Here is a 23,337-nt window from a genome sequence, read left to right as displayed (position 1 = left end):
TGGTCGGGTCATGTTGTACCGACCTGAGGCGGTTCGGGGGTCACCCGTTATCCGATTTTGACATCACCAGCCCCCTGAACGGAGGAGTCCGAATGGCAAGATGCCGTAAACACACGAGGTCGCGACACCCGAAGGTGTGTGTTCTCGTCGACCCATCGGCAACTCCACCCATCCGCCGGAGGAACCCACAATGACCGCAAGCTCCACCCGTCGTACGACCGCCGCACGCACCCGTCTGGCAGCGGCCGGTGCGATCGCGGTCGCAGGCACCCTGATCCTCACCGGATGCGGTGACCAGACCGACAAGGGCAGCGACAACGGCTCGGGGACGTCCTCGGCCTCGGCCCCGCTCGCCTCCAAGCTCCCGGCCGACATCAAGAAGGCCGGTGTCATCAAGGTGGGCTCCGACATCGCGTACCCGCCGGTCGAGTACATGCAGAGCGGCAAGGCCGTAGGCATCGACCCGGACATCGCGGACGCCCTCGGCAAGCAGCTGGGCGTGAAGTTCGAGTTTCAGAACGGCAAGTTCGCTCAGCTCATCGTGGGCCTGCAGGCCAAGCGGTTCAACGTGATCATGTCGGCGATGAACGACACGAAGGACCGCCAGAACGGCATCGACTCGGACACCGGCAAGAAGATCGGCAACGGTATCGACTTCGTCGACTACTTCACCGCCGGCACCTCGATCCTGGTCCAGAAGGGCAACCCCAAGGGCATCAAGACCCTGGACGACCTGTGCGGCAAGGTCGTGGCGCTGCAGCAGGGCACCACCTCCGAGGGCATCGCCAAGGCGCAGAGCAAGAAGTGCACGAAGGACGGCAAGAAGGCCATCAACCTGCAGACCTTCGACACCGACCCCGAGGCGCTGCTCCGCCTCAAGCAGGGCGCGTCCGTCGCCGACCTCAACGACTTCCCGGTCGCCGCGTACAACGCCAAGACCTCGGGCGGAGGCAAGGACTTCGAGGTCGTCGGCGAGCAGATCGAGGCCGGCCCCTACGGCATCGGCGTCAGCAAGGAGAGCACCCAGCTGCGCGACGCTCTCCAGGCCGCCGTGGACGCGATCATCAAGAACGGCGACTACCAGAAGATCATGAAGAAGTGGAACGTCGTGGACGGCGCGGTGACCGAGGCCAAGATCAACGGCGGCTCCTGACCTGCCTGATGCAGCACTGAAAGGCAGTCACTGTGACTGACACTGTCGACAAGGCTCCGGCGCCGATGGTGCCGCCGGAGCAGATCAAGGCGATCCCCGTTCGCCACTACGGCCGCTACGTCGCCGCCGCGGTCGTGATAGCCATCCTGGTTCTGATCGGGATCGCCTTCTCCAACGCAAAGATCAACTACCAGATCATCCCGGACTACCTCACCGACGGAACGATCCTCTCCGGCGCCTGGCACACGCTGTACATCTCCGTGCTCGCCATGGTGCTCGGACTCGTCCTGGGCGTGATTCTCGCCGTCATGCGGATGTCGTCGAACCCGGTCACCAGCACTGTGTCCTGGCTGTACGTCTGGTTCTTCCGCGGCACCCCGGTCCTGGTGCAGCTCCTGCTCTGGTACAACATCTCGCTCGTGTTCCCCATCCTCAATCTGGGGTTCTACAAGAACGAGATGAACCAGGTGATGACGCCGTTCCTGGCGGCACTGCTCGGCCTGGGCCTCAACGAGGCCGCGTACATGGCCGAGATCGTGCGGGCCGGCATCCAGTCGATGGACCTGGGGCAGACCGAGGCGTCGCACGCGCTGGGCATGACACAGTCCCGGACGCTGCGTCGCATCGTGCTGCCGCAGGCGATGCGCGTGATCGTTCCGCCGACGGGCAACGAGTTCATCAACATGCTGAAGACGTCGTCGCTCGCCTACGCGGTGCAGTTCAACGAACTCATCAAGAGGGCACAGGACATCTCCAGCACCTCGCTCGCGGTCGTCGAGATGTACTTCGTGGCGTCCATCTGGTACCTCATCCTCACGAGCGTCTTCAGTGTCGGCCAGTACTACCTGGAGCGCCGCTACGCCCGTGGCTCGTCGCGCAACCTCCCGCCGACTCCTCTGCAGCGGCTTCGCCGGTATCTGCGCATGTTCGGCTCGTTCCGTCGACCGGAGGTGACCCGGTGACCGACCTCGTCAAAGACATGACCGTGCCGTCGAGCGGTCACCCCATGGTCAAGGCCGAGGGCGTGCACAAGTCCTTCGGGCTCGCCCACATCCTCAAGGGCATCGACCTGGAGGTGAACGCGCGTGAGGTGTTCTGCCTGATCGGCCCGTCCGGTTCCGGCAAGTCCACCTTCCTGCGGTGCATCAACCACCTGGAGAAGATCAGCGCGGGCCGGCTGTACGTCGACGGCGACCTGGTCGGCTACCGGCAGAAGGGCGACAAGCTCTACGAGCTGAAGGAGAAGGAAGTCGCGGCGCGGCGGCGGGACATCGGCATGGTGTTCCAGCGCTTCAACCTCTTTCCGCACATGACAGCCGTGGAAAACGTCATGGAAGCGCCCGTGCAGGTCAAGCGCGAGTCCAAGTCCGCCGCCCGGGAACGCGCCGAGCGGTTGTTGGACCGGGTCGGCCTCGGCGACCGCAAGAACCACTATCCCGCCCAGCTCTCCGGCGGCCAGCAGCAGCGCGTCGCCATCGCCCGCGCACTGGCGATGGAGCCGAAGCTGATGCTCTTCGACGAGCCGACGTCGGCCCTCGACCCGGAATTGGTGGGCGAGGTCCTGGACGTCATGCGGGACCTGGCGGAGTCGGGTATGACGATGATCGTCGTCACGCACGAGATGGGCTTCGCCCGCGAGGTCGGCGACAGCCTGGTCTTCATGGACGACGGTGTGGTGGTCGAATCGGGCCACCCTCGCGAGGTCCTGGCGAACCCTCAGCACGAGCGCACCAGGTCGTTCCTGTCCAAGGTGCTGTAGCCAAGCCGCTGCAGGCGGCACGGCGGGCAGGCGTCACGACGAAGGGGCGGTACGGATCTTCCGTACCGCCCCTTCGTCGGTACCCTTCGTCGTGTCCCACTACTTCAGCGCCAGCAACAACGTGTCCGAAGGCGAGCACCAAACCGCCCGTGCCTCCCCGAACCCCTTCTCCCGCAGCACCCGTGCGTGCCACTGCGCCGACGGCATGTCGCCGTCCGCGTGGTCGCCGTAGATCTCGAAGCGGCGGGCGGTGGGGGCGGCGAGGGCGGGGTCCTTTGCGGCGAGCTGCCACCACTCGGACCAGTCGAGGGCGCCGTTGCGCAGGGCCTGGTCCATGCGGGCGTGGCGCTGGGACTGCTCGGCGGCGTTGATGCGGGGCGTGCTCTCGTCGATCATGTGGTCGGCGTTCATGAAGACGCCGCCGGGGCGGACGAGTCCGGCGACCCGGCCGTAGAGGGCGGCCAGGGGGTCGCTGTGCAGCCAGTGCAGGGCGGTGGCGGTGAGGACCGCGTCGTACGTGTCGTACGGCAGCCGGGACGGCCAGTCGGGGTCCTTGAGGTCGGCCTCGACGAACGTGACCCGGTCGTCGCCCTCGAAGGTGCCGCGCGCGATGGCGAGCAGCGCGGGGTCGAGGTCGATGCCGGTGCTGGTGGCGCCGGGGAAGCGCCGCAGCAGCCGGGCCGTGATGCTGCCGGTGCCGCAGGCGAGGTCGAGGACGCGGGGTTCGGTGCCGACGCAGGCCTCGACCATGTCGAGCATGATGCGGAACCGTTCCTCGCGGTCCGGCATGTACCACTCCTGCTGCCTGTCCCAGCTCTCCTGCCAGGCCTGCCAGTCGGAGGTGCCCGTCGTACCGGTTCCGGTCGTGGTGGTCATGGAAATCCCCTCTTCTCCGCCCCCGCGTAATACCCTGGGAGCGTAGGCAACCGTTACTTCCTCCCGACCATGACCATAGAGCGCCCCGGTAAGGACTACAAGTGGAACTGGCCTATTACTCGGACTATGCCGTACGCCTCGTCAACAGCGAGGAACCGGCCCGGGGCAAGGACTCCCTGACCTCGGTCGAGGCCGTCCGCGAGATGTTCGGCGCCAACCAGTCGGCGGCCCGCCGCGCCACCGACGCCGACGTGACGCGCTTCCGCTCGGTGCGGGCGCGGCTGAGGTCCGTGTTCGAGGCCGCGGACCAGGGCGACGAGACGCTGGCAGTGGACCTGCTCAACTCCCTGCTCCTGGAGTTCCCGGTGAGCCCGCAGATCTCCGGCCACGACTACCGGGACGACGACGGCCGCCCGCTGTGGCACATGCACCTGGCGGACCACCCGTCGAACGCCACCGCCGGCTTCGCTGCCATCGCCGCGATGGGCCTGGCCTTCCACCTCACGGCGTACGGCGTCGACCGGCTCGGCCTGTGCGAGGCCTCGCCCTGCCGCAACGCCTACCTGGACACCTCCACCAACCGCTCCCGGCGCTACTGCTCCGACCGCTGCGCCACCCGCGCCAACGTCGCCGCCTACCGCGCCCGCAAGCGCCTGGAGGCCGACCGGTCCGGCAGCACGGGCCTGGCCGCCGACAGCGCCCAGCGCACGACGGCGAACGGCGAGCGCTGATCGCCCCTGAGCGGCCGGTAGCGAAAGCGCACCTTGCCCAGCACCAGGTCCTCGGGGACCGTCCCGTAGTCCGTGCTGTCGCCGCCCGCGTAGGAGTTGTCGCCGAGCACCCACCAGCCGCCCTCACGGCGCTCCGCTGCACGCTTGACGACGAGCAGGTCCTGCTGGAAGGGATGGCGCAGGACGACCACGTCCCCGGGCCTGATCCGGGCCCCGTAGTGCACCACGAGACGGTCCCCGTGGTGGAGCGTGGGCACCATCGACGGACCGGTCACCTCGGCCGTCCCGAAGGGCAGCAGCGCCCGCCCACGCTCCAGGTCCTGCGACAGCTCCGGCATTCCCGGCACCTCCCCGGTACGTTCCTCCACCAGTCTCAGTTTGACCCCGGACTTTTGTCCTAAGCCCATGGGGGCACTCGAGAATTCGGCTCCTCCAGGGAGTAATGTCGCACCTGAGAAGACGATCACGAGGAAGGAATGCTTCATGCTTTCCCGCCTGTTTGCCCCCAAGGTCAAGGTCAGCGCGCACTGCGACCTGCCCTGTGGCGTGTATGACCCGGCCCAGGCCCGCATCGAGGCGGAGTCCGTGAAGGCCGTCCAGGAAAAGATGGCCGGCAACGACGACCCGCACTTCCAGGCGCGTGCCACCGTCATCAAGGAGCAGCGCGCCGAGCTCGCGAAGCACCACGTCTCCGTGCTCTGGAGCGACTACTTCAAGCCCCCGCACTTCGAGAAGTACCCGGAGCTGCACCAGCTGGTCAACGACACCTTGAAGGCCCTCTCGGCCGCCAAGGCCTCGACCGACCCGGCGACGGGCCAGAAGGCTCTGGACTACATCGCCCAGATCGACAAGATCTTCTGGGAGACCAAGAAGGCCTGAACGACGGCCTGATATGCGGCCTGTTGGCCAGGACCCGCGATCGGTGCACCATCGCAGGTCCGCGGGTATCCCGAAGGGGCCCGACCGGGAAGCCGGTCGGGCCCCTTCGGGGCATCTGGTCGTCCTCGTCACCTCCCTCGGCAGCATCGCAACTCGGCAACTCGGCAACCGGGCAGCTCAACAGCCCGGCGGCTCAGTGAAACTGCGGCACGATCAGATAGATGCCGTACGCCACCACGGCCGCGCACGCCAGGAAGCACAGGCCCGCCTGCGCCCTCCCGAGGGACGACGCGTCGGCGCCCTCCTCGCGCGCCCCCTCGTAGCGGGCGAGGCCGAGGACGCCGAGGGCGAAGACGACCACCACCGCGACCGTGACCGCGATGCTCACGGCGGTCACCTGGCCCAGTGCGCTCCAGTCCAGATCCATCGGAACTCTCCCTGCCTCAGGCGGCCGTGCCGACGTGGGCCGGCGGTGCGGTGCGGATGGCGACCTCGTGGTGGTCGTTGACGTTGTCGGCGTGCACCGGGTTGCGGCGCGAGAGCACGACGATGCCCGTGGCGAGCGCGGCGCCCACCAGCGCGACCACGACGGTGCCGAAGGTGCCGCCGTGCTTGACGACGCTGGCCGAGACACCACCGACCAGCGCGGCGCAGGGCAGTGTGATCAGCCAGGCGGCCACCATGCGTCCGGCGACGCCCCAGCGGACCTCCGCGAGGCGCCGGCCGAGACCCGCGCCGAGGATGGAGCCGGAGGCGACCTGCGTGGTGGACAGGGCGAAGCCGAGGTGCGCGGAGGTCAGGATGACGGCAGTGGAGGCCGTCTCGGCGGCGAAACCCTGCGGGGACTCGATCTCGGTCAGGCCCTTGCCCATCGTGCGGATGATCCGCCAACCGCCGAGGTAGGTGCCCAGACCGATGGCGAGTCCGGCGGTGGCGATCACCCACACCGGCGGGCCCGAGTCGTGGTCGACCGCGCCCGCGGAGATCAGGGTCAGCGTGATGATGCCCATGGTCTTCTGCGCGTCATTGGTGCCGTGGGCGAGCGAGACCAGCGAGGCGGAGCCGATCTGGCCGATCCGGAAGCCCTTGGTGACGGACTTCCTGCGGGCGCGGGCGGTGAGCCTGTACGCGAAGTAGGTGGCGATCAGCGCCGCGACGCCGGCCACGACCGGGGAGGCGATGGCGGGGATCAGCACCTTGTCGACGACCTTGTCGAAGTGCACGGCGCCGGAACCCGCGCCGACCCACACGGCGCCGATCAGCCCGCCGAACAGGGCGTGCGAGGAGCTGGACGGCAGCCCGACCAGCCAGGTCAGCAGGTTCCACAGGATCGCTCCGATCAACCCCGCGAAGATCATCCCCGGGGTGACGAGCGTGTCGTCGACGATCCCGCCGGAAATCGTCTTGGCGACCTCGGTGGACAGGAACGCGCCGACGATGTTGAGGACACCGCTGATGAGGACGGCGACCTTCGGTTTGAGGGCGCCGGTGGCGATGGACGTGGCCATCGCGTTCGCGGTGTCGTGGAATCCATTGGTGAAGTCGAAAGCGAGAGCGGTGACGATCACGACCGCCACGAGGAACGTGATGTGGTCCATCCCCTCATGGGAGCAAGCGCTTTTATACGGCAGGCGAACTGGAGGCAAAGGCCCCGCCAGAACCGGGCGCCCGGCCGGTGAGGACCGTGCGATGCTGATGTGGTGAACCGTGAGGATCTGGTACGGCTGCGCAGGGCGCGCGACCGCATGGACCGCGAGTACGCCGAGCCCCTGGACATGTCCGCCCTCGCCCGCACCGCGCTGATGTCGGCGGGCCACTTCCAGCGCAGCTTCCGGGACGCCTACGGCGAGACGCCGTACAGCTATCTCATGACCCGCCGGGTCGAACGCGCCAAGACCCTGCTGCGCCGCGGCGATCTGACCGTGACGGAGGTGTGCATGGAGGTGGGCTGCACCTCGCTCGGGTCGTTCAGCGCCCGCTTCACCGAGCTGGTCGGTGAGACCCCGAGCTCCTACCGAGCCCGTTCGCACGAGGAGAGCGCCGAGATCCCGCCGTGCGTGGTGCGCGCGTACACGCGCCCGAGGCGGGCGTGACGCCGTAATCGACCTTAGGTTGGATCCATGGACCTGAAACTGAACAACTGTTTCATCGCCGTCGACGACCACGACAAGGCCATCGCCTTCTACTGCGACGTCCTGGGCCTGGAGATCCGCAACGACGTCAAGTACGAGGGCATGCGCTGGACCACCGTCGGGTCGCCGCTGCAGCCCGACGTGTCGATCGTCCTGGAGCCGCCCGCGGCCAACCCCGACCTCTCCCCCGCCGACCGTGAGGCCATGGAACAGCTGCTGGCCAAGGGCGTGCTGCGCGCGGTCAACTTCACCACCGAGGACTGCGACGCCCTCTTCGCCCGCGTACGGGAGTCGGGCGCCGAGGTGCTCCAGGAGCCCACGGACATGCCGTACGGCGTCCGGGACTGCGCGTTCCGCGATCCGGCGGGGAACATGCTGCGGTTCATGGAACGCGCGGGATGAGGCAGGTTCTGTGGGCCTGCGCCTTCATCGACCGTCCGGCCGACGAGTTCCGTACGGCCGGTGAGTTCTGGACCGCTGTCACGGGCACGCGGCTGTCCGAAGTGCGGGGCGAGCACAAGGAGTTCGCGACGCTCGTACCGGACGGGGCCGATGCCTGCCTCAAGCTGCAGGGGGTCGCCTCGGGCCCGGGCGGTGCGCATCTGGACCTGTGCGTGGACGACGTACCGGAGTTCGCCGAGGCTGCGCGGCGCCTCGGGGCCGAGGTGGTCGCCGATCTCAAAACCCTGGTCGTCCTGCGTTCCCCCGCCGGGCAGTTGTTCTGCGCCGTGCCGTGGCGCGGGGAGTCGGTCCGGCCGCCCGTCGTGCACGGCAGCCGCCTCGACCAGGTCTGCATCGACATCGCGTCTTCCCGCTACGACGCCGAAGTCGCCTTCTGGAGCGCCCTGTTGCCCGAGTGGCGGTCCGTCCCCGGCGTGCTCCCCGAGTTCCACGTGCTCGCACCCCCGCCCTCCCTGCCGATCCGCCTCCTCCTCCAGCGCATCGGCGAGGAACGCCCCACCACCGCCCACCTCGACCTCGCCTGCGCCGACATCCCGACAACCCGCGCCGCCCACGAACACCTCGGCGCCAAGCACATCGCCGACGGCCGCCACTGGACGGTGATGCGGGACCCGACGGGCGGCACCTACTGCCTCACGGGCCGCGACCCACGAACCGGGGGGTTGCCGCGCGGTTCGCGCCAGACCTACGTGCCGCCGGTGCCTGAGCCTCCGGGGAGTTCCGCGGCCTTTTGGTTCTCCGGGTCCTCCGGGCCCTCCGAGTCCGCCGCGTCCTCGGGAACGTAGGCCTCGCACTCACGGTTGCGGCACGGACCCGCCACCCAGCGCGGGACCCACGCACCCAACGTCTTGTACCGCCTGATGACGGTCTCCACGGGCTGTCCGCACTCCGGACAGACGTGCTCTGAGCTGTCCATGTCCACAGCGTAGGCCGGTCAGCGCTTGCGTGCGCAGGTGCGGACGAGGGCTCCGTTCGTGAACGGGCGGCGGCCGTGGGTGGGCAGGGTCTCGGGGTTCTTCGTGATCAGACGCGAGGGTCGCGCCACATCGGCCACATCTGCGGGCCGTCCGGGAGATCGAGGGGCTTGCCCGAGACCTCGAAGCCCAGGCGCCGGTACAGGTCGCGGCTGCGGGCGTTGCTGGCCTCCAGATAGGCGGCAAGGCCCTCGCGGTCGCAGCGGTCGAGGACGTGCCGGACGAGCGCCGTGCCCAGTCCCTCGCCCTGCCGCTCCGGCGTCACGCCGATCATCCACAGGTATTCGTGAGCGCGCCCGGCGGGATGGACCTCCGCCGTCAGCCGGCCGATCAGCTCGATGCGTTCGTTGCCGGGGTCGATGGATTCCCGAAGCCGCGCGAACCCTTCGTCCTCAGCCTCCTCCTTGTCCTCGTCCGCCCCGCCGTGCTCCCCGGCGGGCACCGACACCCACAGCGCGCAGGCGCTGTCGTCCTCGGTGATGTCGATCCGGCCCTCGTCGAGCACGATGTCGGTGAACGCGGCCATCAGCTTGTGGTGGTTCTTACGGCGGTACTCGGCCCCGGGAAAGACCCAGCCGCTGACCGGATCGCTCTGGAAGGCCGCGTCCAGCAGCCGTACGACCAGCTCACGGTCCCCCTCGTCCGCCGTGCGGATCGCCACGCCCATGCCCCGTCCCTTCAGCGTCAACCGACGTCAGCCGTACGACGGTTGAGCCTATAGGGGTGACGGGCCCCGCACACCGTGGGGATGTGCGGGACCCGTCGGCCGGAGCCACGGTGACCGTGCGGGGTCAGGAGCCGCACGGCCCCGGCGGGCTCCGGGGTCCGGGGTCGGGCGCGGTCAGGTGCTGCGCCGCGTCACGTACTCCAGCAGGGCGAGCAGCCCGCCGGCCTCCGCCGGATCGGTGACCGCCCGGGACAGCTCGTTCATCGCGCGGCCCATCCGGTCGGCGGCCTGGACCTGCGCCCAGTCCCGCCCACCGGCCCGCTCGACGGCAAGAGCCGTACGCGCGATCTCCTCCTCGTCCTCCTTCTCGCTCTCCTTTCCGTACGGCACCGCGTACAACTCGGCGAGCTCGGAGGCCGCCGGGGTGCCCGAGGTGAGCGCGGCGACCACGGGCAAAGACTTCTTGCGGGCCGCCAGGTCCGCGCCGGCGGGCTTTCCGGTGCGCTGCGGATCGCCCCATATGCCGATGACGTCGTCGATGAGCTGGAAGGCGAGCCCGGCCTCGCGGCCGAACGCGTCCAGCGCCGCCACGTCCTCGCCGGTTGCTCCGGCGTACAGCGCTCCCACGGCGCAGGCGCAGCCGATCAGTGCGCCCGTCTTGGCCTCGGCCATGGTCAGCACCTCGTCGAGGGTGACGTCGCCGGGGCCGCGCCGCTCCATCGCCGTGTCCGCGTGCTGGCCCGCGCAGAGCTCCATGACACAGGCCGCGAGCCGGGCGGAGGCGGGCGCGGCCGCCGGGTGCGGGTCCTCGGCGAGCAGCCCGAGGGCCAGTGCCTGCAGGGCGTCCCCGGCGAGGATCGCGTCGGAGTCACCGAACACGGTCCAGGCGGTGGGCCGGTGCCTGCGTGTGGTGTCCCGGTCCATCACGTCGTCATGCAGCAGCGTGAAGTTGTGCACCAGCTCCACCGCCGCGGCCGCACGCAGGGCCGCCTCGCGCGCCGCGGGTCCGCCGAGCGCGGCTGCCGCGGTCAGGACGAGCGCCGGGCGGATCGCCTTGCCCGCGTTGCCCGCCGCCGGTGTGCCGTCCGCGTGCTCCCAGCCGAAGTGGTAGAGCGCGATCCGGCGCATGGAGCCGGGCAACGAGTCGATGGCCCGGCGCAGTTCGGGGTCGACCGATGCCCTGGTGCGCTCCAGGATCACGGCCGCCTCGTGCCGGTCGGGCGACTGCGCGCCCGTGGTGCGTCGCTTCGCCTCCATGAGGAACTCGGCCATGGGATCTCCCTCGGTCAGTTCGCGGACGGTGGCGCTTCCGCTGCGGCTGAGCGCATACGACCGGGATGTACCCACCCCGGGGGGCGGAGACACGGCCTCCAGGTGCCGAAACGTCACCTCCACCGGCCGATCTCGACGTTCTCCAGCACACCGAGCGCGTCCGGCACCAGGACTGCCGCCGAGTAGTACGCCGTCACCAGATAGCTGATGATCGCCTGTTCGTTGATGCCCATGAAGCGCGCGGACAGGCTCGGCTCGATCTCGTCCGGGATGCCCGCCTGCCGCAGTCCGATGACGCCCTGCTCGTCCTCGCCGGTACGCATGGCGATGATCGAGGACGTGCGCGCCTCGGTGACCGGGATCTTGTTGCACGGGTAGATCGGCACCCCGCGCCAGGTCGGGATGCGGTTTCCGGCCACGTCGATGGTCTCCGGGACGAGCCCGCGCTTGTTGAGCTCGCGGCCGATCGCGGAGATCGCGCGCGGGTGGGCGAGGAGCATCTTGGTGCCGCGGCGCCGGCTGAGCAGTTCGTCCAGGTCGTCGGGGCTCGGCACACCGTCGTGCGGCTGCAGCCGCTGGTCGTACTCGCAGTTGTGCAGCAGGCCGAACTCGCGGTTGTTGAGCAGCTCGTGCTCCTGACGCTCCTTCAACGCCTCGACGGTGAGCCTGAGTTGCTGCTCGGTCTGGTTCATGGGCTGGTTGTAGAGGTCCGCCACGCGCGAGTGGATGCGCAGCACGGTCTGGGCGATGCTCAGTTCGTACTCGCGGGGCCGGGCCTCGTAGTCGACGAAGGTGTGCGGGATCTCCGGCTCCCCGCTGTGGCCCGCGGCGAGTTCGACGGCCTTCTCGCCGTATTTGTTGGTGCGCTGTTCGGGGATCGAGCGCAGCTGCCGGAGGTGCTCGCGCAGGGGCTCGGAGCGCTCGGCGACCTGGTCGACGTCCTGGCGGGAGAGGGTCAGCACGGTGCAGGCGGTGTCCGCGCGGGCGGTGTACTCCCAGATGGCGTCCGGGTCGAGCAGTGCGGCCTCGCCGAGGTAGGCGCCGTCGGCGAGGACGCCGAGCACCGCGTCGTCGCCGTAGGGGCCCGTGCCGATCTTCTCGATCCTGCCGTGCGCCAGCAGATGGACCTCGTCGGTCCGGCTGCCGAACGAGGCGATCACGGAGCCCGGCGCGAACTCCTGTTGGCGGCAGCGCTGGGCGAGTTCGGCGAGCACCTCCTCGTCCTCGAAGGAGCGCAGCGCCGGCAGTTCGCCGAGTTCGGCGGGGATGACCTCGACCCGGTCGCCGGTCTTCACGAACGTGATGCGGCCGTCCCCCACGGCGTAGGTCAGTCGCCGGTTCACCCGGTACGTGCCGCCCTGGACGTTGACCCACGGCAGATTGCGCAGCAGCCAGCGGGAGCTGATCTCCTGCATCTGGGGCGCGGACTTGGTGGTGGTGGCCAGGTTCCGCGCGGCAGCGGTGCCGAGGCTCTGCTGCGGCTTGCCCTGTTCCGAACGGACCTCTTCGCCTACCGACATATGAGAATTGCCCTCCCGGTCATGCGGCGACGCGCACTGCGCCGTGCATCGCGACTTGCACTGACCAGCCTTTCATCACGGAGTGTGCCGGTGCTATTACACGAATGAGCGGGGTTGGATCTTCGCGCGGCTGGGCACATACGGGGTTCGCGTACAGCGGCCGAGGCAGTGGAGTTGGCCGGATTCATACTCTCGTCGCGCGAACGATGTGTGACCGCACAGTCACTTTCGGTACAACACCCAGCATGGACGGGTCGCGTCGGGCGACCGTCGGCACGGCGCGAAGGAGCCGGTCATGGCCACACCCATGTCCGCGGGCAGTTTCCTGAAGGGTCTACGGGCGGAGGGCCTCACCGTCGTCGAGGTCGGCGACTGGGAACATCACAATCGCAACCACAAGGGACCCTGGGGCCCGGTGCACGGCGTGATGATCCACCACACGGTCACGAGCGGCAGTGAACACACCGTCGACGTCTGCCGGGACGGCCACCCCGGGCTGCCCGGACCGCTGTGCCACGGCGTCATCACCAAGGACGGCAGAGTCCACCTCGTCGGCTACGGCCGCGCCAATCACGCCGGCCTCGGCGACGACGACGTACTGCGCGCGGTGATCGCCGAGAAGGCGCTCCCGCACGACAACGAGGCGGACACCGACGGCAACCGTTACTTCTACGGCTTCGAGTGCGAGAACCTCGGCGACGGGAAGGACCCCTGGCCGGCGGCGCAGCTGGCGGCGATCGAGAAGGCGGCCGCGGCGGTGTGCCGCCACCACGGGTGGACGGAGCGGTCGGTGATCGGGCACCTGGAGTGGCAGCCGGGAAAGGTGGATCCCCGGGGCTTCACGATGTCCTGGCTGAGGGAGCGGGTGCGCGAGCGCCTGAAGTGACCGGCGCCCGGCGTGCGGCGGTGCCGGTGCGGGCGTGACAATGCCGGTGTGAGCAGCCCGGACGCCTCCCACCTCGCCGCCCTGCGCCCCCGGCTGCCCTCACCCCTGGAGCAGGTCGAGGACGACCGCTTCGTCCGCCGTGGTCTGCGCCTCGTCCTCAAGCGCGACGACCTGATCCATCCGGAGCTGATCGGCAACAAGTGGCGCAAGCTCGCGCCCAATCTGGCCGCCGCGCACGGCCGTACGGTCCTCACCTTCGGCGGCGCCTACTCCAACCACCTGCGCGCCACGGCAGCCGCGGGCCGCCTTTTGGGGCTGCCCACGGTGGGTGTGGTCCGCGGCCAGGAGCTGGCCGACCGCCCCCTCAACCCCTCCCTGGCCCGGTGCGCGGCCGACGGTATGCGGCTGCACTTCGTGGACAGGGCGACGTACCGCCGCAACGCCGAACCCGACGTGCACGCGCGCGTGCTGCGCGCGGCGGGCGCCGAGGACGCGTACGTCGTCCCGGAGGGTGGCAGCAACTCCGAGGCCGTGCGTGGCTGCCGGGCCCTGGGTGAGGAGCTGCGCGGCCACGCCGATGTCGTCGCCCTCGCCTGCGGCACCGGCGGCACGCTCGCCGGACTGGCCGCGGGCCTCGCCCCCGGTCAGCGCGCGCTCGGCGTTCCCGTCCTCAAGGGGGGCTTCCTGGCCGCCGACACGCAGGCGCTCCAGGAGCGCGCCTTCGGCGGCCGGTGCGGCCGGTGGTCCCTCGACGACCGCTTCCACTTCGGCGGCTACGCGCGCGTGCCCGCCGAACTCGGCGCCTTCGCGAAGGACTTCGAGGACCGCCACGGTGTCCCGGTCGAGCGTCTCTATGTCGCCAAGTTGCTGTACGGACTTGTCGCCCTCGCCGACGAGGGCGCCTTCGCGCGCGGCACGACGGTGGCCGCCGTGATCACCGGACGCCCCTTCCCGTAGGCCCCGGACACGGCGGGTCTACGCCGTCTCCCGGTAGGCCGCCGCCTCCTCCAGGTCCAGCCTGCGCAGCAGTGTCCGCAGCATCTCGTCGTCGATGTAGCGGCCGTCGCGCAGCCGTACGAACATGGCGCGTTCGGCGCCGATCATCTCCCGGGACAGCCGGCGGTAGGTGTCGTCGACGGATTCACCGGTGACCGGGTTGACCTGCCCGAGGCGTTCCCAGACGGCGTTGCGGCGGCGCTCCAGGACCTGGCGGAGGCGGTCGGCGAGCGGCGGCGGGAGGGTGTTGCGCTCGTCGGCGAGCAGTTCGTCCAGGCGCTGTTCGGCGACCCGGGAGGCCTGCGCCTGCGCGTTGGCCTCGGCGAGCGTCTCGGCCTGCGCGTCCCGGCCGGGGAACTTCAGCATCCGGATCAGCGGGGCCAGGGTGAGCCCCTGCACCACGAGGGTTCCGATGACCGTCGTGAAGGTCAGGAAGAGGATCAGGTTGCGCAGCGGGAAGGCGCCGCCGCCGTGCACGGTGAGCGGGATCGAGAAGGCGATCGCCAGCGAGACGACGCCCCGCATGGCCGCCCAGGAGGTGACGATCGGTCCTCTCCAGGTGGGGTTGTCCTCGCGCTCCCTGATCCGCCGGGAGAGCATCCGGGGCACGAACGCGCCCGGGTAGACCCACACGAAGCGGCTCGCGACGACCACGAGGAAGACGACCAGCGCGTACCAGGCCGCGTCGACGCCCTTGTACTCGCCAAGGCCCCTGAGGACGACGGGCAGTTGCAGACCGATGAGTGCGAACACCGCCGATTCCAGGACGAATGCCACCATCTTCCACACCGCTTCCTCCTGGAGGCGGGTGGCGAAGTCGACCTCCCAGTTGCGGTGTCCGATGTAGAGGGCGACGACCACGACCGCGAGCACACCGGAGGCGTGCACCTGCTCGGCGACGGCGTAGGCGACGAAGGGGATCAGCAGGGACATGGTGTTCTGCAGCAGCGCCTCCTTCACGTGGGTGCGCAGCCAGTGGATGGGCGCCATCAGCACCAGGCCGACCACCACGCCGCCGACCGCCGCGAGCAGGAACTCGCCGATGCCGCCGATCCAGGAGGCGCCCTCGCCGACGGCCGCCGCGAGGGCCACCCGGTACGCGGTGATCGCGGTGGCGTCGTTCAGCAGCGACTCGCCCTGCAGGATCGTGGTGATCCGGGACGGCAGCCCCACCCGGCGGGCGACCGCCGCCGCCGCGACCGCGTCCGTCGGCGCGACCACCGCACCGAGCACCAGCGCGGCGGGCAACGGCAGTTGGGGTACGACGAGATAGGCGATCCAGCCCACGACGAAGGTCGCGAACAGCACGTACCCCACCGACAAGAGCGCCACCGGCCGCATCGTGGCCCGCAGGTCGAGGTACGAGCTCTCGACCGCCTCCTTGTGCAGCAACGGGGGCAGCACCAGGGGCAGCACGATGTCGGGATCGAGGGTGTAGTCCGGCACCCCGGGCAGATACGAGACGGCGAGGCCCACCGCGACGAGCAGCAGCGGGGCCGGGACGGGGGTGCGCCGGGCGGCCGCGGCGACCGCGGCGCTCCCCGCCACCAGCAACAGCAGTGGCATCACGTCCATCGTTCTCGCCCGCCCTCGTTTTTCCGCGCGGTCATCCGCACGCCCGTCGTAATCTGGCAATCATGAAACAGTGCACGCATGCCGACGCGCTGCCAGAACCGACACCCGGTCCACTCAGCGAGACGTGCCTGGAGTGTCTGCGGGACGGCACGCACCCCGTTCAGCTGCGGCAGTGCCTCACCTGCGGCCACATCGGCTGCTGCGACTCCTCGCCGAACCGGCACGCGACGGAGCACCACAAGGACTCCGGACATCCGATCATGCGGACCTTCGAGCCCGGCGAGGAATGGCGTTGGTGCTTCCTGGACCACGTTCTCGTGTGACCCTGGACGACCGGAGGCGACCCGCGGGTCGGACGGTTCGACCGTCTGACGTCTGGGTACGTCAACCCGGCGCGCGTTCTTCCCAATTGGAGCCGCAGACCCCTAGACACGGAGCGTATCCACAGTTTTACTGTGAGTGACGGCAAGGGGTTGGGCCCTGGGGACAGAAACCTGAGAGCGCGATAGCGTCACCGCTGAACCACACATCGCGTTATCCCGGGGGGCGACCCTCGGCCCCGATTAGCTTGTACCACTTGGAGGTGAGGGTGTCCCAGATCGCAGGCGAGCCCGCGACCCAGGACTTCGTGGAAGTCCGGCTGCCGGCTGCGGGTGCCTACCTGTCGGTGCTGCGTACGGCGACTGCCGGCCTCGCCGCCCGCTTGGACTTCACCCTGGACGAGATCGAGGACCTGCGCATCGCGGTCGACGAGGCGTGCGCGATCCTGCTTCAGCAGGCCGTGCCCGGCTCGGTCCTCAGCTGCGTCTTCCGACTCGTCGACGACTCGCTCGAAGTCACCGTCTCGGCCCCGACCACGGACGGCCATGCCCCCTCGCGGGACACCTTCGCCTGGACCGTCCTGTCCGCACTCGCGGGCAAGGTCTCTTCCGCAGTCGACGAGGACAAAACCGTTTCGATCAGCCTCTACAAACAGCGCGGCGCGGGACCCGGGCCGGCGTGAGGACAGGGGACGGGCCGGTGCGTGACGAAGAGCGCGGCACACGTGAGCTGCCGGCCGAGGGCACAGGCGGGTCCCGACGCATCCGGGACGCCGCCGGCGGCACCGACGGGATGGACGGCATCCCCGAGCAGGCCCGGCCGCATCCGGAGGACGGCTCCACGGAGCTCGCCGCCCCGGACGACGGGCAGCGGGATCGGGAAGGTGCCGTGCAGAGCACGCCCCTGGACGGGCCGTACGGGGTCACCCCGGTCCGCGCGGAGGCGAGGGCTCGCAGAAGGGCGACGGGCGGAACGATGAGCGAGCACGAGCGAAACGCCGAGGGCGACGGCCAGGAGCAGCAGGGCGTGCAGCAGGCCACACAGCACGACGCGCAGGACCGCAGCGGAGCCCGCGCGATGTTCATCGAGCTGCGCAAGCTCAAGGACGGCAGCCCGGAGTACGCGGAGCTGCGCAACCGGCTGGTCCGTATGCACCTGCCGCTCGTCGAGCACCTCGCACGCCGCTTCCGCAACCGCGGCGAGCCGTTGGACGACCTCACCCAGGTCGCCACCATCGGTCTGATCAAGTCGGTCGACCGCTTCGACCCGGAGCGCGGTGTCGAGTTCTCGACGTACGCGACCCCGACGGTCGTCGGCGAGATCAAGCGGCACTTCCGGGACAAGGGCTGGGCGGTGCGGGTGCCGCGGCGGCTGCAGGAGCTGCGCCTCGCGCTGACCACGGCGACCGCCGAGCTCTCGCAGCAGCACGGCCGCTCCCCCACGGTCCATGAGCTCGCCGAGAAGCTGGCGATCTCGGAGGAGGAGGTCCTGGAGGGCCTGGAGTCGGCAAACGCCTATTCCACGCTGTCCCTGGACGTCCCCGACACCGACGACGAGTCCCCGGCCGTCGCGGACACCCTGGGCGCGGAGGACGAGGCGCTGGAGGGCGTCGAGTACCGCGAGTCGCTCAAGCCGCTGCTCGAGGACCTGCCGCCGCGGGAGAAGCGCATCCTGCTGCTGCGCTTCTTCGGCAACATGACCCAGTCGCAGATCGCGCAGGAGGTCGGCATCTCCCAGATGCACGTCTCCCGGCTGCTGGCCCGCACCCTGGCGCAACTGCGCGAGAAGCTCCTGGTGGAGGAGTAGCGCCCCCGGACGGAGAAAGGGGGCAGCCTGCGGAGGCGCTCCTACCGTTCGCCGTCCTGGGCGCGGCCCGGGCCCCGGATGCCGAGGGCCTGGGTCGTCGCCGGATTGATCAGCAGGACGAGCGCCGCCACGGCGACGACCGCGATCACGATGCCCGCCGGGACGGCCACGCTGTCGGCCTGGAGCAGGTTGTAGGCCACCGGCAGCGCCATGATCTGGGTGATGACGGCGGGACCGCGGCTCCAGCTGCGCCGGGCGAGCAGTCCGCGGGCGGCCAGCAGCGGCAGCAGGGCGAGGACGACGAGCGTGATGCCGGCGGTGACGGCGGAGCGGCGGTCGTCCGGATTGCCCGTGATCCCTTCGACGAGCATCCACACGCCCCCGACGACCAGCGCGATCCCCTCCAGCCCGGCGAGCGCCGCGGCATATGTCAGGCGGCGCGGGCGGGGGCCGGCCTCTTCCTCGGTGGTGGCGGGCGTCTTCTCACTGGTCACCCCTGAAGGGTAGCCCTGGGGACGCGAGCCCCCGTGGCGAGGTTGAGGCGGGCGTCCGTGGTGAGGCTCACGCCCTCACCTCTTACCTGATCCCTACCTCGCACTGTGCCCGGTACTTCCCAGTAGGTACGCTGCCATTCATGCGTGCACTTCTCGTGGTCAACCCGGCAGCCACCACCACAAGCGCACGTAGGCGCGATGTGTTGATCCACGCGCTCGCGAGCGAGATGAAGCTCGAGGCGGTCTCCACCGAGTACCGCGGCCACGCGCGCGACCTGGGCCGGCAGGCGGCGGAGAGCCGGGACATCGACCTGGTCGTGGCCCTCGGCGGCGACGGTACGGTCAACGAGGTGGTCAACGGCCTGCTGCACGCCGGGCCCGACCCGGACCGCCTCCCCCGCCTCGCCGTGGTCCCCGGCGGCTCCACCAATGTCTTCGCCCGCGCTCTGGGCCTGCCCAACGACGCCGTGGACGCGACCGGCGCCCTGCTGGACGCTCTGCGCGAGGGCAGCGAACGCACTGTCGGCATGGGCATCGCCGGGGGTACCCCGGGCACCGAGGACGAGTCGGTGCCGGACCGCTGGTTCACGTTCTGCGCCGGGCTCGGTTTCGACGCGGGCGTCGTCGGGCGGGTCGAACAGCAGCGTGAGAAGGGCAAGAAGTCCACGCACGCCCTCTACCTCCGCCAGGTCGCACGCCAGTTCCTGCAGGAACCCAACCGCCGGCACGGCACCATCACGCTGGAGCGGCCGGGCGAGGACCCGGTGACGGATCTGGTGCTGTCCATAGTCTGCAACACCTCGCCGTGGACGTATCTGGGCAATCGTCCGGTGTACGCGGCGCCTAAGGCCTCGTTCGACTCCGGGCTCGACGTGCTCGGTCTCAGCCGTATGTCGACGGTCGCGGTTGCCCGGTATGCCACCCAGTTGCTCACTTCGTCCCCCGAGCGCGGCCCCCATGGCAAGCACGCCGTGACGATGCACGACCTGGACCGCTTCACCTTGCATTCGAAGGTCCCCCTGCCCCTTCAGATGGACGGCGACCACCTGGGGCTGCGAACTAGCGTGACGTTCACAGGCGTACGCCGTGCACTGCGTGTGATTGTGTGAGCAGAAAGGGCGGAAGTCCTTTCACTCGAACGTTTAGGCCAGGATCCACCCCATGGAAGTACGGCTGTGACCTAGTCGACACCGAGGAATCAAAAAAAACTTTCCGGAAGGGGTTGTATCCGCCGCTGAGGTTTGCGAGTCTCTACGTGGCGGTCGGGACAGCCCGCAGGATCAGCGTCCACAGACCACCGGAACCCCTCTTCAATCCCAAGGACCACGACAGGGAAACCTGTCGGGCGGCCCTTCACTTGTTGAGGGATTCGTGAAAGCGTTCACATTCACAAGCAACCTGCATGTAATACCAAGGAGAGGTAGCAGCCATGGACTGGCGTCACAACGCCGTTTGCCGCGAGGAAGACCCCGAGCTCTTCTTCCCCATCGGCAACACCGGTCCTGCGCTGCTGCAGATCGAGGAAGCCAAGGCCGTCTGCCGCCGCTGCCCCGTTATGGATCAGTGTCTGCAGTGGGCGCTCGAGTCCGGTCAGGACTCCGGCGTCTGGGGTGGTCTCAGCGAGGACGAGCGCCGCGCGATGAAGCGCCGCGCCGCCCGCAACCGGGCCCGTCAGGCCTCCGCCTGACACACCCGCCCCGCAAAGCCTGAGCTTGGCGGCGCGTACAGCGAGTACGCATCTCCCGCCCCCGAGCCGCAGCGCGCAGTACCCCCGATGCGCAGCACACGCTGGCAACGAGCATTTCAGCCCCGGACCTTGAGGGTCCGGGGCTTCTTGCTGTGCTACTTCTGTGCCGGCACCGGCACGTCCAGGATCACCCGCGTGCCCCGCTCCGGCGCCCGGACCATGTCGAAGGTGCCGCCCAACTCCCCCACCACCAGGGTCCGTACGATCTGCAGTCCCAGATTGCCGGAGGTGTGCGGGTCGAAGCCCTCGGGCAGACCGACCCCGTCGTCCTGGACGGTCACCAGCAGCCGAGCCTCCTTCGCGATGCCGCCGCGGACCGCGGAGACCTCGACCGTGCCCGTTTCGCCTTCGCGGAAGCCGTGTTCGAGCGCGTTCTGCAGCACTTCCGTCAGGACCATCGACAGCGGGGTGGCCACCTCGGCGTCCAGGATGCCGAAGCGGCCGCTGCGCCGGCCGGTGACCTTGCCCGGGGAGATCTCGGCGACCATCGCCAGCACGCGGTCGGCGATCTCGTCGAACTCCACGCGCTCGTCCAGGTTCTGGGAGAGCGTCTCGTGCACGATCGCGATCGATCCGACGCGGCGGACCGCCTCTTCGAGGGCGTCGCGGCCGCGTTCGGAGTCGATGCGCCGGGCCTGCAGGCGCAGCAGGGCGGCGACCGTCTGGAGGTTGTTCTTCACCCGGTGGTGGATCTCCCGGATGGTCGCGTCCTTGGTGATCAACTCGCGTTCGCGGCGGCGCAGTTCGGTGACGTCGCGGAGCAGCACGAGCGAACCGATGCGGGTGCCCTTGGGTTTGAGCGGGATCGCGCGGAACTGGATGACCCCGTCGTGCGCCTCGATCTCGAACTCGCGCGGCGCCCAGCCGCTGGCCACCTTGGCCAGCGCCTCGTCCACCGGCCCGCGGGTCGGGGCGAGTTCGGCGGTGGTCAGGCCGAGGTTCTGGCCGACGAGGTCGGAGGCGAGGCCCATGCGGTGGTACGCGGAGAGCGCGTTCGGGGAGGCGTACTGGACGATGCCGTCCGCGTCGAGGCGGATCAGGCCGTCGCCGACGCGCGGGGCGGCGTCCATGTCCATCTGCTGGTTCGCGAACGGGAAGGATCCGGCGGCGATCATCTGCGCCAGGTCCGAGGCGCTCTGAAGGTACGTCAGTTCCAGTCGGCTCGGGGTGCGCACGGTCAGCAGGTTGGTGTTGCGCGCGATGACGCCGAGGACGCGCCCTTCTCGCCGTACCGGGATCGACTCGACCCGGACCGGGACCTCCTCGCGCCATTCCGGATCGCCCTCGCGCACGATGCGACCCTCGTCGAGTGCCGCGTCCAGCATGGGGCGGCGGCCGCGCGGGACGAGGTGGCCGACCATGTCGTCCTGGTAGGAGGTGGGGCCGGTGTTGGGGCGCATCTGGGCGACGGAGACGTAGCGGGTGCCGTCGCGGGTGGGGACCCACAGGACGAGGTCGGCGAAGGAGAGGTCGGACAGCAGTTGCCACTCCGAGACCAGCAGGTGGAGCCACTCGAGGTCGGAGTCGTCGAGTGCGGTGTGCTGGCGGACCAGTTCGTTCATGGAGGGCACGTCTGTGAGCGTACCTGGCGGTATGTGCGCCCCGAAAACACCCGCGGGCCGCGGCGCCTGGGAGGGACCCTCAACCCTCCCGGCACCGCAGCCCGGAGCAGCATCGGCCGTGGGGTGTGCGGTCCCGGTCGGCCGAAGGTTGAGGAGCCGGGGCAGTCAGGGCAGAGAGCTCCGGTTCCTCCGTCCGTCTTCCTGTGCGGGGAAGACGGAAGTCTCTTCGTACTGCGTCGTTCTGCTGAACGCTACTTCAATTGTGGACTAGACCACTAGGTGTGTCCATGCGTTGGAGCCTGTTGGTTGTTGTCTTTTCTCGGCGGTCCCCAACCGATCGGACCCCCTGTTGTCCAGCACGCAGCCTAGCCGGTGGGCTGGGTCGGAGTGGCCATTTCTGTTAGATTGGTCTAAACCACACCGCCCTTGAGATCGGCAGGCCCAGCGTGGAAGTTGTCATCGTTCCGGATGCCAGGTCTGGCGGCGAGCTCATCGCCGAGGCCATGGCGCAGCTCCTGAGGCGCAGGCCCGCGGCCCTGCTCGGCGTGGCCACCGGCTCGACCCCGCTGCCCATCTACGAAGCGCTGGCGGCCAAGGTGCGCTCGGGTGCCGTGGACACCTCGCGGGCGCGGATCGCGCAGCTCGACGAGTACGTGGGGCTGCCGGCCGAGCATCCGGAGTCCTACCGCTCGGTGCTCAGGCGCGAGGTGCTGGAGCCGCTCGGGATAGGGATGGACGCGTTCATGGGGCCGGACGGGACGGCCGAGGACGTGCAGGGGGCGTGCGAGGCGTACGACAGGGCGCTGGCCGAGGCCGGCGGAGTGGATCTGCAGCTGCTCGGCATCGGGACCGACGGGCACATCGGGTTCAACGAGCCCTGCTCCTCGCTGGCCTCGCGCACCCGGATCAAGACGCTGACCGAGCAGACCCGGATCGACAACGCGCGCTTCTTCGACGGCGACATCGAGCAGGTGCCGCACCACGTCATCACGCAGGGCATCGGGACGATCCTGGAGGCCCGGCACCTGGTGCTGCTGGCGACGGGAGAGGGCAAGGCGGACGCGGTCGCCGCGACCGTGGAGGGGCCGGTCGCCGCGGTGTGCCCCGCGTCCGCGCTGCAGCTCCACCCGCATGCGACGGTCGTGGTCGACGACGCCGCCGCGTCCAAGCTGAAGCTGGCGGACTACTTCCGGCACACCTACGCCAACAAGCCCGAGTGGCAGGGGATCTGAGGACGTTCTCCGAGACGAAGAAGGCGCCGGGTCCTCGTGGGGCCCGGCGCCTTCCGTCTGCGCCCGCGAAGGCGTCGCGGGAGACGTTGAGGTTCAGCGGGCTCCCGCGATGACCTCCGCCGCCGCCCGACCGCAGACACGGGCAGCGCCGTGGGTGGCGATGTGGAGAGCGCCCCGGGCAGCAGCCTGCGCCCACACCTACGCCAAGCAAGCCCCGAGACGAAGAAGGCGCCGGGTCCTCGTGGGGCCCGGCGCCTTCCGTCTGCGCCCGCGAAGGTTGCGCGGGAGGCGTC

At 69.6% G+C, this 23,337-nt stretch carries 26 protein-coding genes; 16 read left to right on the top strand and 10 right to left on the bottom strand.

Annotated features, from left to right (window positions below; translation table 11 throughout):
• The first annotated feature begins 190 nt into the window (after positions 1-190).
• From JYK17_RS29335 to JYK17_RS29325, 3 genes are read left to right on the top strand one after another with little or no spacing between them, the layout of a single operon-like run.
• Positions 191-1,153, top strand: coding sequence for an ABC transporter substrate-binding protein (locus tag JYK17_RS29335; RefSeq protein ID WP_108014826.1), 963 nt, complete (start codon positions 191-193; stop codon positions 1,151-1,153).
• 32 nt (positions 1,154-1,185) lie between these two features.
• Positions 1,186-2,115, top strand: coding sequence for an amino acid ABC transporter permease (locus JYK17_RS29330; protein ID WP_372465329.1), 930 nt, complete (start codon positions 1,186-1,188; stop codon positions 2,113-2,115).
• A gap of 44 nt (positions 2,116-2,159) precedes the next feature.
• Positions 2,160-2,912, top strand: coding sequence for an amino acid ABC transporter ATP-binding protein (locus tag JYK17_RS29325; RefSeq protein WP_108014966.1), 753 nt, complete (start codon positions 2,160-2,162; stop codon positions 2,910-2,912).
• A gap of 99 nt (positions 2,913-3,011) precedes the next feature.
• On the opposite strand, the gene JYK17_RS29320 is transcribed toward JYK17_RS29325, so the two are convergent.
• Positions 3,012-3,788, bottom strand: coding sequence for a class I SAM-dependent methyltransferase (locus tag JYK17_RS29320; protein ID WP_108014825.1), 777 nt, complete (start codon positions 3,786-3,788; stop codon positions 3,012-3,014).
• A gap of 101 nt (positions 3,789-3,889) precedes the next feature.
• On the opposite strand from JYK17_RS29320, the gene JYK17_RS29315 reads away from it, so the two are divergent.
• Positions 3,890-4,519: a CGNR zinc finger domain-containing protein gene (locus tag JYK17_RS29315; RefSeq protein ID WP_108014824.1), complete on the top strand. Its 630-nt coding sequence runs from the start codon at positions 3,890-3,892 to the stop codon at positions 4,517-4,519.
• On the opposite strand, the gene sodX is transcribed toward JYK17_RS29315, so the two are convergent.
• Positions 4,423-4,857: a nickel-type superoxide dismutase maturation protease gene (gene sodX / locus JYK17_RS29310; RefSeq protein ID WP_108014823.1), complete on the bottom strand. Its 435-nt coding sequence runs from the start codon at positions 4,855-4,857 to the stop codon at positions 4,423-4,425. The genes JYK17_RS29315 and sodX overlap by 97 nt on opposite strands.
• Positions 4,858-5,002: 145 nt before the next feature.
• On the opposite strand from sodX, the gene sodN reads away from it, so the two are divergent.
• On the top strand, positions 5,003-5,398 hold the full coding sequence (sodN, locus tag JYK17_RS29305; RefSeq protein ID WP_004983535.1) for a superoxide dismutase, Ni: 396 nt from the start codon (positions 5,003-5,005) through the stop codon (positions 5,396-5,398).
• Between the two features lie 193 nt (positions 5,399-5,591).
• Here the strand turns inward: sodN and JYK17_RS29300 are convergent, their stop codons facing one another.
• A complete protein-coding gene (locus tag JYK17_RS29300; RefSeq protein ID WP_108014822.1) occupies positions 5,592-5,825 on the bottom strand; it encodes a hypothetical protein in 234 nt (77 codons plus the stop codon).
• A gap of 16 nt (positions 5,826-5,841) precedes the next feature.
• Positions 5,842-6,996 carry an inorganic phosphate transporter gene (locus JYK17_RS29295; protein WP_128801943.1) on the bottom strand — a complete coding sequence of 385 codons (1,155 nt, stop codon included), beginning with the start codon at positions 6,994-6,996 and terminating at the stop codon, positions 5,842-5,844.
• A 102-nt stretch (positions 6,997-7,098) separates the two neighbouring features.
• On the opposite strand from JYK17_RS29295, the gene JYK17_RS29290 reads away from it, so the two are divergent.
• Genes JYK17_RS29290 through JYK17_RS29280 form a run of 3 tightly spaced genes read left to right on the top strand, consistent with a single transcriptional unit; the run spans position 7,099 to position 8,777 of the window.
• Positions 7,099-7,491, top strand: a complete 393-nt coding sequence (locus JYK17_RS29290) for a helix-turn-helix transcriptional regulator (protein WP_108014965.1) — start codon at positions 7,099-7,101, stop codon at positions 7,489-7,491.
• Between the two features lie 27 nt (positions 7,492-7,518).
• The gene (locus JYK17_RS29285; protein WP_108014820.1) at positions 7,519-7,932 is read left to right on the top strand and encodes a VOC family protein; all 414 of its coding nucleotides are present in this window, start codon (positions 7,519-7,521) and stop codon (positions 7,930-7,932) included.
• Entirely contained in the window at positions 7,929-8,777 is an 849-nt protein-coding gene (locus JYK17_RS29280) for a VOC family protein (RefSeq protein WP_164932165.1), read from the top strand. Before JYK17_RS29285 ends, JYK17_RS29280 begins: the two co-directional genes overlap by 4 nt.
• A gap of 238 nt (positions 8,778-9,015) precedes the next feature.
• On the opposite strand, the gene JYK17_RS29275 is transcribed toward JYK17_RS29280, so the two are convergent.
• The 3 genes from JYK17_RS29275 to JYK17_RS29265 form a co-directional block, all read right to left on the bottom strand.
• Positions 9,016-9,633 carry a GNAT family N-acetyltransferase gene (locus JYK17_RS29275; RefSeq protein ID WP_108014819.1) on the bottom strand — a complete coding sequence of 206 codons (618 nt, stop codon included), beginning with the start codon at positions 9,631-9,633 and terminating at the stop codon, positions 9,016-9,018.
• Between the two features lie 174 nt (positions 9,634-9,807).
• Complete coding sequence (locus JYK17_RS29270; RefSeq protein WP_108014818.1) at positions 9,808-10,905, bottom strand: family 2 encapsulin nanocompartment cargo protein polyprenyl transferase; 1,098 nt, start codon at positions 10,903-10,905, stop codon at positions 9,808-9,810.
• A gap of 113 nt (positions 10,906-11,018) precedes the next feature.
• Positions 11,019-12,425, bottom strand: a complete 1,407-nt coding sequence (locus JYK17_RS29265; protein WP_222811537.1) for a family 2B encapsulin nanocompartment shell protein — start codon at positions 12,423-12,425, stop codon at positions 11,019-11,021.
• Positions 12,426-12,720: 295 nt separating this feature from the next.
• Between JYK17_RS29265 and JYK17_RS29260 the strand changes: the two genes are divergently transcribed.
• On the top strand, positions 12,721-13,311 hold the full coding sequence (locus JYK17_RS29260; protein WP_108014816.1) for an N-acetylmuramoyl-L-alanine amidase: 591 nt from the start codon (positions 12,721-12,723) through the stop codon (positions 13,309-13,311).
• Positions 13,312-13,359: 48 nt separating this feature from the next.
• A complete protein-coding gene (locus JYK17_RS29255) occupies positions 13,360-14,268 on the top strand; it encodes a 1-aminocyclopropane-1-carboxylate deaminase/D-cysteine desulfhydrase (RefSeq protein ID WP_108014815.1) in 909 nt (302 codons plus the stop codon).
• Positions 14,269-14,286: 18 nt separating this feature from the next.
• Here the strand turns inward: JYK17_RS29255 and JYK17_RS29250 are convergent, their stop codons facing one another.
• Positions 14,287-15,882 (bottom strand): Na+/H+ antiporter, encoded by a 1,596-nt coding sequence (locus JYK17_RS29250; RefSeq protein WP_108014814.1) that lies wholly within the window; start codon positions 15,880-15,882, stop codon positions 14,287-14,289.
• A 62-nt stretch (positions 15,883-15,944) separates the two neighbouring features.
• On the opposite strand from JYK17_RS29250, the gene JYK17_RS29245 reads away from it, so the two are divergent.
• The 3 genes from JYK17_RS29245 to JYK17_RS29235 all read left to right on the top strand — a co-directional run bounded on the left by JYK17_RS29245 (position 15,945) and on the right by JYK17_RS29235 (position 18,009).
• Positions 15,945-16,205: a UBP-type zinc finger domain-containing protein gene (locus JYK17_RS29245; protein WP_108014813.1), complete on the top strand. Its 261-nt coding sequence runs from the start codon at positions 15,945-15,947 to the stop codon at positions 16,203-16,205.
• A 266-nt stretch (positions 16,206-16,471) separates the two neighbouring features.
• Positions 16,472-16,885 carry an ATP-binding protein gene (locus tag JYK17_RS29240; RefSeq protein WP_004925829.1) on the top strand — a complete coding sequence of 138 codons (414 nt, stop codon included), beginning with the start codon at positions 16,472-16,474 and terminating at the stop codon, positions 16,883-16,885.
• Positions 16,882-18,009 carry an RNA polymerase sigma factor SigF gene (locus JYK17_RS29235; protein WP_108014812.1) on the top strand — a complete coding sequence of 376 codons (1,128 nt, stop codon included), beginning with the start codon at positions 16,882-16,884 and terminating at the stop codon, positions 18,007-18,009. The genes JYK17_RS29240 and JYK17_RS29235 overlap by 4 nt, the downstream gene beginning before the upstream one ends.
• Before the next feature lie 41 nt (positions 18,010-18,050).
• On the opposite strand, the gene JYK17_RS29230 is transcribed toward JYK17_RS29235, so the two are convergent.
• Complete coding sequence (locus JYK17_RS29230; protein WP_128801948.1) at positions 18,051-18,503, bottom strand: hypothetical protein; 453 nt, start codon at positions 18,501-18,503, stop codon at positions 18,051-18,053.
• Positions 18,504-18,643: 140 nt separating this feature from the next.
• Between JYK17_RS29230 and JYK17_RS29225 the strand changes: the two genes are divergently transcribed.
• On the top strand, positions 18,644-19,612 hold the full coding sequence (locus JYK17_RS29225; RefSeq protein WP_128801949.1) for a diacylglycerol/lipid kinase family protein: 969 nt from the start codon (positions 18,644-18,646) through the stop codon (positions 19,610-19,612).
• 320 nt (positions 19,613-19,932) lie between these two features.
• Entirely contained in the window at positions 19,933-20,190 is a 258-nt protein-coding gene (locus JYK17_RS29220) for a WhiB family transcriptional regulator (protein ID WP_006142322.1), read from the top strand.
• A 155-nt stretch (positions 20,191-20,345) separates the two neighbouring features.
• Here the strand turns inward: JYK17_RS29220 and JYK17_RS29215 are convergent, their stop codons facing one another.
• On the bottom strand, positions 20,346-21,812 hold the full coding sequence (locus JYK17_RS29215; RefSeq protein ID WP_222811540.1) for a sensor histidine kinase: 1,467 nt from the start codon (positions 21,810-21,812) through the stop codon (positions 20,346-20,348).
• Positions 21,813-22,258: 446 nt separating this feature from the next.
• Here JYK17_RS29215 and nagB point away from each other — a divergent pair, with 446 nt between their 5' ends.
• Positions 22,259-23,044 carry a glucosamine-6-phosphate deaminase gene (gene nagB, locus JYK17_RS29210; RefSeq protein ID WP_222811536.1) on the top strand — a complete coding sequence of 262 codons (786 nt, stop codon included), beginning with the start codon at positions 22,259-22,261 and terminating at the stop codon, positions 23,042-23,044.
• Positions 23,045-23,337 lie beyond the last annotated feature (293 nt).

The organism is Streptomyces plumbidurans, from assembly GCF_019857225.1.
In the GTDB taxonomy this organism is placed as follows: domain Bacteria; phylum Actinomycetota; class Actinomycetes; order Streptomycetales; family Streptomycetaceae; genus Streptomyces; species Streptomyces plumbidurans.
This window is presented reverse-complemented; position numbering and strand designations above follow the sequence as displayed.